This window comes from Treponema sp., assembly GCF_017430385.1.
Taxonomy (GTDB): Bacteria; Spirochaetota; Spirochaetia; order Treponematales; family Treponemataceae; genus Treponema_D.
Window position 1 is genome coordinate 1 of the sequence record NZ_JAFRNB010000116.1, and the last position, 7,967, is coordinate 7,967.

General features: G+C 41.7%; 8 protein-coding genes. 2 read left to right on the plus strand and 6 right to left on the minus strand.

Translation table 11 applies throughout. From position 1 onward, the window contains the following. The 3 genes from IJJ71_RS08330 to IJJ71_RS08340 all read right to left on the minus strand — a co-directional run. Positions 1-632, minus strand: a 632-nt coding sequence (locus IJJ71_RS08330; protein WP_296846368.1) for a carboxymuconolactone decarboxylase family protein, incomplete at its 3' end; no start/stop codon positions are given. Positions 633-755: 123 nt separating this feature from the next. Beyond that, complete coding sequence (locus IJJ71_RS08335; RefSeq protein ID WP_296846369.1) at positions 756-1,826, minus strand: alpha/beta hydrolase; 1,071 nt, start codon at positions 1,824-1,826, stop codon at positions 756-758. Between the two features lie 19 nt (positions 1,827-1,845). Then, positions 1,846-2,709, minus strand: coding sequence for an aldo/keto reductase (locus IJJ71_RS08340; RefSeq protein WP_296846370.1), 864 nt, complete (start codon positions 2,707-2,709; stop codon positions 1,846-1,848). A gap of 123 nt (positions 2,710-2,832) precedes the next feature. Here IJJ71_RS08340 and IJJ71_RS08345 point away from each other — a divergent pair, with 123 nt between their 5' ends. Beyond that, a complete protein-coding gene (locus IJJ71_RS08345; RefSeq protein ID WP_296846371.1) occupies positions 2,833-3,699 on the plus strand; it encodes a LysR family transcriptional regulator in 867 nt (288 codons plus the stop codon). Between the two features lie 227 nt (positions 3,700-3,926). Continuing rightward, positions 3,927-5,018 carry an IS110 family RNA-guided transposase gene (locus tag IJJ71_RS08350; RefSeq protein WP_296846372.1) on the plus strand — a complete coding sequence of 364 codons (1,092 nt, stop codon included), beginning with the start codon at positions 3,927-3,929 and terminating at the stop codon, positions 5,016-5,018. 502 nt (positions 5,019-5,520) lie between these two features. Here IJJ71_RS08350 and IJJ71_RS08355 read toward each other — a convergent pair. The 3 genes from IJJ71_RS08355 to IJJ71_RS08365 form a co-directional block, all read right to left on the minus strand. Then, the gene (locus tag IJJ71_RS08355) at positions 5,521-6,471 is read right to left on the minus strand and encodes a HaeIII family restriction endonuclease (RefSeq protein WP_296846373.1); all 951 of its coding nucleotides are present in this window, start codon (positions 6,469-6,471) and stop codon (positions 5,521-5,523) included. Continuing rightward, a complete protein-coding gene (locus IJJ71_RS08360; protein ID WP_296846374.1) occupies positions 6,464-7,405 on the minus strand; it encodes a DNA cytosine methyltransferase in 942 nt (313 codons plus the stop codon). Before IJJ71_RS08360 ends, IJJ71_RS08355 begins: the two co-directional genes overlap by 8 nt. Positions 7,406-7,778: 373 nt before the next feature. Beyond that, positions 7,779-7,967: N-acetyltransferase (locus IJJ71_RS08365; protein WP_296846375.1), on the minus strand; the 189-nt coding region annotated here is incomplete at its 5' end.

Consider the following 7,967-nt stretch of genomic DNA (forward strand, 5'->3'; position numbering starts at 1 on the left):
AGCACGGTCTCTGCATTTTTTGCCGCAGCAAGTCCGCATGTCTCGGAAATAAGCGGAATCCAGTGGACGGCAAGGTCGTCCGCGCTTGTTCCTGTGTGAATTGTTCCAGCGATATGCGCCCCAAGCTGAGGATTTACATTTCCAAGAGCGGCAAGCATGCTTGCAGTGGCAAGTTCACGGTCTTTTTCGTTCAGGTTGTTGCGGCTTGTGATGTCGTTGAACAGGTGCTCTTTGAGGAATATATCTGTTGTTGCAGTATATCCGTTCGATTCCGGGCGGCTCTGTTTTGCGTTCATGCCGAAGATGCGGTTGATTACTTCGCGGCCGTTGTCATAACGGTTATCGGTTGGAACAGAATCAGGTTCATTTCCTGCTTCAAATGCCGTTCTGTTTTCTGTAAGTGTTTTTACGGCTGAGGCAAGAGCACTTTGCGCATTCAGGCTGCGTGGAAAACCTGCGTATGCGTACAGCTGCAGGCAGATTTCGCCGATTTCGTTCTGGCTGAGCGTTTTTGCAGAAAGCGCGTTTTTCATCTGAACTGTAAGCCGTTCAATCTTGCCCGCTGCCGCAAGCGATGCAATTCTTGTGATTGCGCTCTCACGCTCTGAAAAACTATGTATTGTCTGTTCCATATTTGTTCCTCCGTGTGACGCACTTTTCTGTGCCGCCGTGTCCTTTTCCGCTCCTCTGCACGAGGCAAGCAGAAGCACGGAAAAGGCTATCGGTATAATCCTTTTCATGTTACTTCCTCCGTGCTATTTCAAATACTGAGTAAAAAATGACTCATACTTGTCGAACGGAATATAGTCGCGGTTGTCGTACAGGTCGGTGTGGACTGCGCCCGGAATAATTAAAAGTTCTTTATTGTCGCCTTTGAGACGCTTAAAGTTGTCCTCACTGAAATAGCGGCTGTGAGCTTTTTCGCCGTGAACCATAAGAACTGCACTTTCAATCTCATCGATGAAAGGAAGCATTTTTGTGTTCATGAGCGAAGTGAGTGTAGTAACCATAAAGCCGTCGTTTGCACCTACAGAGCGTTCGTGGTAGCCGCGTTTCGTGCGATAGTATGCGTAATAATCTTTTACATGCTGCGGTGCGTCTTCTGCACATGGAGCACTTCCCCAGCCACCGGCATTCTGATAAGTACCGTTTGCAAAATCCTTAGTACGCTGTTCTGAAAGTACTTTGCGGAATGCCTGACGAGCCTGTGCATTATCCTGCGCATCAAAATAACCGTTCTGAAATACGCGGCTCATATCGTACATGGTGACAATAAGAGAAGCCTTGATTCTGGTGTCAATTGCTGCCGCATCAAGAGCATATCCGCCCCAGCCGCAAATACCGATTATTCCGATACGCTCAGGGTCAATGTTTTTCTGAACAGAAAGAAAATCTACTGCTGCCTGAAAATCTTCGGTGTTGATGTTAGGTGCATTCATTCCGCGTGGCTCTCCGCCGCTTTCTCCTGTAAAGGACGGATCAAATGCAAGCGCGATAAATCCCCGTTTTGCCATTTCTGCCGCGTGAAGACCGGAAGTCTGTTCTTTTACAGCCCCATAAGGACCTGCAACTGCTACAGCCGCATTACCGCTTTCTGAAGCGTTCTCTGGTGTATACAGGTCGCCCGCAAGTTCGATTCCGAAATGATTTCTGAAAGTGACTTTTGTGCGTGTGACTCCTTCTGGCAGTTCAAATGTGTAATGCCCGTTCTTTGCGTCGAGTTTTGCCGATGTTGGATTCATATTTCCCACCTTTGTGCTTGAGCACGATGTTGCAAGGAGTGCGATTGTGACACCCGATAAAAGTGATAAAATTGTCTTCTTCATAGTTGTTCCTCCAAAATGTTTATAGTTTTCCGCCGAATACAGGAAAGAAGCTTGCTTCTCCGTAATCCTTGATTCGTTCGATTCGTTTTAAGATTTCCATATCTGCTGTGCTGATTTCAAAATCAACCTCAGCATTGCTTTTCTGATGCTCCGCTTTAGCTGCCTTTGGAAGTACAATCATGCCAAGCTGAATGCAGTACCGGATACAAAGCTGTGCCACCGAAACGCCGTACTTTTGAGCCATTGCAATAATGCTTTCATTTTTCAAAGCTTCGCCGTGGGCAACAGGAGAGTAGGCTTCGGTCAAAATCCCCTGCGATGTACACCAGTCAATCAGTTCAAGAGGCGAGTTTGAAATGTGGCACAAAATCTGATTCACCATCGGCTTGATTTTTGCAGTCTTCAAAATGTTCTCAAGGTCATCCTTCAAAAAGTTTGAAACTCCGATAGCGCGAACCTTACCTGCCGCATAAGCATCTTCCAAAGCACGCCACACTTCGCGGTTTTCTTCAAAATATCGGTTTTCGCTCTGATTCACTTCTACCCATGGCTGCGGACTGTGAATAATCATCAGGTCTATGTAGTCGAGCCCCAGCTTTGAAAGTGATTCGTCAATTGAGCGCGCCGCACTTTCGTAAGTCTTATTTTCAGCCGCAATTTTTGTAGTCAAAAAGATTTCTTCACGTGCGATTCCGCTCTGCCTGATTCCTTCGCCAACTCCGCGTTCATTTCCGTAAGCCTGTGCAGTGTCGATATGTCTGTAGCTGAGCGAAATTGCCGATTTTACGGCATTTTCTGCCTGTGAGTCGTCCATGAGCCAGGTTCCAAGTGCCAACTGCGGTATTTTGTTTCCGTTTGGTAAAACTAATTCTTTTGTAAACATAAGTGCCTCCGTGTATGACTAAAGAATAATGCCGTGGATAAAAAAAGTACAATGCTAGTTTTTTATACGAGTATACATTGCGCGCATACTCGACAACCCGCAATTTCCATGTTAAACTAAATCATGTTCATCGAAACGTACATTCTGCGGTTACTTGCCGCCGTAAAAAAATATGGAACACTCAGTCGTGTTGGCGAGATACTCGGAACGACTCAGCCTTCAATCAGCCGGGCAATGCAAAAGCTTGAAGGCGAGCTTGGGGTGACGCTTTTTGAACGCACAAAAAACCATGTGGTTTTGAATGAGGCGGGAGTTCTGGCGGCAGATTATGCAGAAAAGATTCTTTCACTTCAGGATGAGATGATAGAAAAGACCCGCGAGAAGGCAGGGCTCAAAAAGAAGTTTGCTGTGGGCTCTGTTGCGATTATGCCTGCAACGACCGTGACTGAAACTGCACAAAAGCTGTACCATGGAATTGAGGCACACTTTGATATCAACGACAATGAAGCACACCTTTTGCGTGCTCTTACCGATGATGTTTATCAGATGATTGTTCTGCTGCATCCGATGGACGACGCAGAATTCAAAAGTCAGAAATATTTTTCAGAAAGTCTTTCTGTTATGTTTCCAAAAAATCACAGGCTTGCTGGCCGCAAATCTCTCAAACTTGCTGACCTTGCGGGCGAAACTTTTGTAATGTACGACGACATCGGCTTTTGGGACAAAGTGAAGCAGGAAAAAATCCCCGATGCAAAATTTATCCGCATTGAACGCCGTAATGAAAACGATTCTCTTCCGCAGATAGTCGGCGCAACAGATATGCCAAGCTTCATTTCCGACCGCACAACACATTTCTCTCTTCCCGAAAACCGTGTTGCAGTTCCGCTTACTGACCCAGAGATGAACGTAACGTTTTACGCAGTGTGCCGCCGTGACAAGGCTGATGACTGGCGGGCACTGCTTGAAGAAATGTCGAGAGAAATGGACTAAAGCACGGTGATGTCGAGTGAAGTGCGAAAAGTTACTGCGGTGATTTTTTCTTTTCTAAAAAGCTGCCCAGTGGGCAGTCCACATAACAATTGCTTAAACCGCAAACCGGCTTGACCGGTTTGTCGGCTTTGAAGCTTTGAAAATCATTAAGGCCCCAGGTTTATCATGCTAAGATAGATAAGTCCATCAGGGCACAATATCCTAAATAATTCGACAGGGGGACCTTAATGAGATTCTATAAGAACCAGCATCAATTTTACATTGGAATCGACCTTCACGCAAGGACGATGTACATCTGTGTCATCAACAATATTGGAGAAACTGTATTCCACAAAAACATGGAATGTTCCAGAGATAATCTGGAGCTTGTGACAAACACTTTCGGAAAGGACATTGTTGTCGGCGTTGAATGCATCTTCACCTGGTACTGGGTTGCAGATTTCTGTGCTGAGCAGGGAATCGATTTTGCACTTGGGCATGCCTATTACATGAAGTCAATCCACGGAGGAAAGACGAAGAGCGACAAAATCGATTCAGAGAAGATAGCGAACATGCTTCGCGGCGGTATGTTCCCGATTGCCTATGCTTATCCAAAAGAGAAACGGGCTGTTCGTGATTTATTGCGTCGCAGACTTTTTTTTGTACGGCAGCGTGCAGAGCTTTCCGTTCATCTTCAAAATACAAATCATCAGTACAATATAAACGAACCCCTGACATCTTCCCGAATGAGGAGTGAAGTTTACAGAAATACAATTCCCCAGAAGTTCACTGATCCTGCAACTTTGAAAATGGTGAATGCGGATCTTGCCATGTTCCAGTCTTATCATGACATAATCACAAAACTTGAGTTTCAGATTGAGGACAGCATGGAAGTTCAGGATCCGGTTTCGTACAGCATCATTAATTCCGTTCCGGGACTCGGCTTTATACTCTCCCTTACAATTCTTTACGAGATTGATGACATCCATCGTTTTTCAGATGTCGGTAAGTTTATCTCTTACTGTCGTCTTGTAAAGTGTTCCCATGAATCTGCCGGAAAGAAAGAGAAAGGCGGTCATAATAAAATCGGAAACGTGCATCTGAAATGGGCGTTTTCAGAAGGAGCAGTTCTCTTTCTCCGTAATAATGAGCGCGGCCAGAGATGGCATGATAAGCTTGTGCAGCGGTATGGAAAAGCAAAAGCCATGAGCATCATTGCTCAGAAACTCGGACGTACTGTTTATTACATGCTCAAGCGCAAAGAGGCTTTTAATCCTGACAAGTTTTACGGGGATAAGAAAATTGAAAATAAGGACAGTGGCGGCGAGCATCTCGCATAACTGAAGCGTATACGGCGGGACTTTTGAAAAATGAATCTTATATGCGGCTTAGACCGCCCGTCATTCTTTCTGTCCCGGATGCCGTGACTTCTTGAGCTTTGAATAGACGCTGCCACTGCGCCTTTTTATATTTTTGTTTTTGTTGAAAATAAATAAGCGGACTGTCCCTGCCTTGACCTGCCCATATAACTATCGGCATCGTATGATGACCATCTTATTTTTGCTTCAGGCCTGGCACGGGTACCGGTGAAATTCTTCGTGCCGGAAATCTGTTTTTTCAGGTTTGCCGTGACCGACTATATGTGTTTGATTCAGGACGCTTTTCCTGGAATCTTTTTCTGAATTGCGATTCAGGCCTTGCTTTTTATTTTGAACGGGAACTTTATTTTTTTTCTCACAAGAAAGACTGTTTTTTCTAAAAAAACAGCCCTAAGTTGTATTTTTTTTAGAATTAGTATTGACAACTTGGGGCCTTATATGTGTTAGGCTTTTTTACATTTTACTACCAAGCTTCGATTCTTGACCCGAGATTATTAGGAACACCAACAAGCTGAATATCGAATTTTAGTGAAGGCTCAACCCATTCACTTGCATTATGAATTCTAAGCGAAAGCGTCCAACCATTATCACAGATTATTTGAACTGTATTTGTAGAATCTTTCTTAAAATCCATTTTCAAAATTTCTGTTGGCATTTTAAGGCGAGTGATTTTATACATTTCTTTTTGAACTTTTGTCGAAAGACCAAGCGTACCATAAATATTAAACGGCTTTACTTCTGTTGTTCGTTCTTTTGTGTGCTTAATTACTTTATAGAAGTCATTTCTGCCAAGAAGATAGTTTAAAAGTTTCTCTGGAACATCTGCATGTTCTTTATTTAAATTTGACAATTCCTCTAAAAAAGCTTTTAAAAGCGGAATGTAAAACCTTTCATCTTTTTTATCAATCCCTGCCCAACGAGCTTTTTTAGATTTTAGCTCATCAAGTTCATCGAAAAGCGGATTAATTGCATTTTTATAATTTTCAGAAACACTGTAGCCCAACCATTCTTTACCAAAATCGATTGTTCTTGATAAACGAGAATGTTTTACAGCCTCGTGATTGTTTTTACAAGATAATCCGATGTTCCAGCCTTTTTCATTACGAACGCAAAGAACATCCCGAACATCGCCTTTTTGACCCTTTTTATCCGGCTGAATAGAAAGAATCAAAGGCTCTTTTACATCTGGAAAAGCAAGGTTAGGCTCTAATGGGGCGATAATTTCTACGCCGCGTAAAGCGGCGAGTAAGTCATCTTTCTTTTCTGCCTCAGTAAGTTGTTCAAAAGCGGATTTTGTATTATTGAAATTTACATCTTCCAATAATTCTACATCTGTTTGAGAATTAAGTTTATCAAACAATGCTTTTATACAAGCATACTCAAAAGCCTTTCCTGTTATTTCCTGACTAGGCATAATTTTTCTCCAAAATAGGGTAAAGTGATTCTGCAACAACTTCTGCAAGTTTTACAGGTACTGCGTTTCCAATCTGTTTATATTTGCTTGTCAAATCACCTTTAAATTCCATATCTTTTGGGAAAGTTTGAATTGCAGCTGCTTCTCTATAACTTAAACGACGAGTTTCTCCACCGTCACCAAAACGCCACAAGTCTGTTCCAAGTTTTACCATATCTGGAGAACCAGGATATAAAGTTACCTGTTTTGCCATTGCTGGAATTGTAAAAGATTGTTCATTCCAATTTCTTTTTCGATTACGGCTCATATAGCGAGAAGAATATGGTGCATTACAAACTTCATCGTTTGAAGGTGCAGGAATATCTTTTAATACTTCCTTTAATGTCATTCTATTGTTTGTTGGTTTTGGAAATGAATATTTTATTCCTAAGTCTTTTTTTATACCAACAATGATTACACGGTTTCTATCTTGGGGAACACCATAATCAGCGGCATTTACTAAAGTTGGAACTACATCGTATCCTTTTGAAGAAAAATCTTCCAAAATAGCTTCGATAATTTCTCCGTTCCCAAGAGTTAATATACCTTTTACATTTTCTGCTACAAATGCAAGTGGCTGTTTTTCTTCTACAAGTTTTACGAAATAACGGTAAAGAATATTTCGCTTATCGTCTAATTTTCGTGGACCAGCTAAAGAAAAACCTTGGCATGGAAAACCGCCAATAATAAAAGGTGTTTTAGGAATTGAATTGAAATCTACTTGTCCGATATCGCCTTGAACAACTTCTGCGTCAGACCAAGCTTTATGTGTTTCACAGGCATCTTTATCAAAATCATTTGCCCAAATGGTTTGAAAACCTTGATTTTCAAACCCCATGTCTAGACCGCCAGCACCACTGAATAGTGATACCAAGGGAATTTTCTTTTTGTCCATACAAATACCTCCATACGAGTATAAACATGACAAAATATAATTTTTTTTAGAATATCAAAATTTTGAATAAATTTCTACTATACAAAACCAGCCCAGTGGGCTGTGAGCATAACAACGGGTTGTACCGCAGCGGGCTTGACCCGCTGTCGGCTACGAACCTTTGTTATGGCAATTATATTTCTTATACAGAATTAGATTTCTTAATTCTTTTTTTCTTTAAGATTTTTTCTGTAAGATTATTTGAAGCAACGCGTCTATTATTATTTATTTTTCAAGCGGCGTAAAGCCGCGTACTACCGCTACTTCGTCCTAGCCCTAAAGTTCAATTTCATTTAAGAAAGCAAGCTTGACTTGCTTTCTTAAATAATCTTTTTCAAATGTTTTTACTTAAGCGAAGCATGTAAAATCTTTCTGTTTCATTTTCATTACTCTGAAAAGAAAACTCTATATTTTTAAAACCCATTTTTATCCAAAATAAAATTGCTGCTGTATTTTTTAGGTCTACATTAAGTACAATTTTATTAAATCCTAATTTTTTCCATTCGCTTTCAAGAATATTATA

What these genes read in the sequence shown, in the direction of transcription:
- IJJ71_RS08350 (WP_296846372.1), top strand. Translation starts at nt 3,927, where the DNA reads ATGAGATTCTATAAGAACCAGCATCAATTTTACATTGGAATCGACCTT.
- IJJ71_RS08355 (WP_296846373.1), bottom strand. Translation starts at nt 6,471, where the DNA reads ATGCCTAGTCAGGAAATAACAGGAAAGGCTTTTGAGTATGCTTGTATA.
- IJJ71_RS08335 (WP_296846369.1), bottom strand. Translation starts at nt 1,826, where the DNA reads ATGAAGAAGACAATTTTATCACTTTTATCGGGTGTCACAATCGCACTC.
- IJJ71_RS08360 (WP_296846374.1), bottom strand. Translation starts at nt 7,405, where the DNA reads ATGGACAAAAAGAAAATTCCCTTGGTATCACTATTCAGTGGTGCTGGC.
- IJJ71_RS08345 (WP_296846371.1), top strand. Translation starts at nt 2,833, where the DNA reads ATGTTCATCGAAACGTACATTCTGCGGTTACTTGCCGCCGTAAAAAAA.
- IJJ71_RS08340 (WP_296846370.1), bottom strand. Translation starts at nt 2,709, where the DNA reads ATGTTTACAAAAGAATTAGTTTTACCAAACGGAAACAAAATACCGCAG.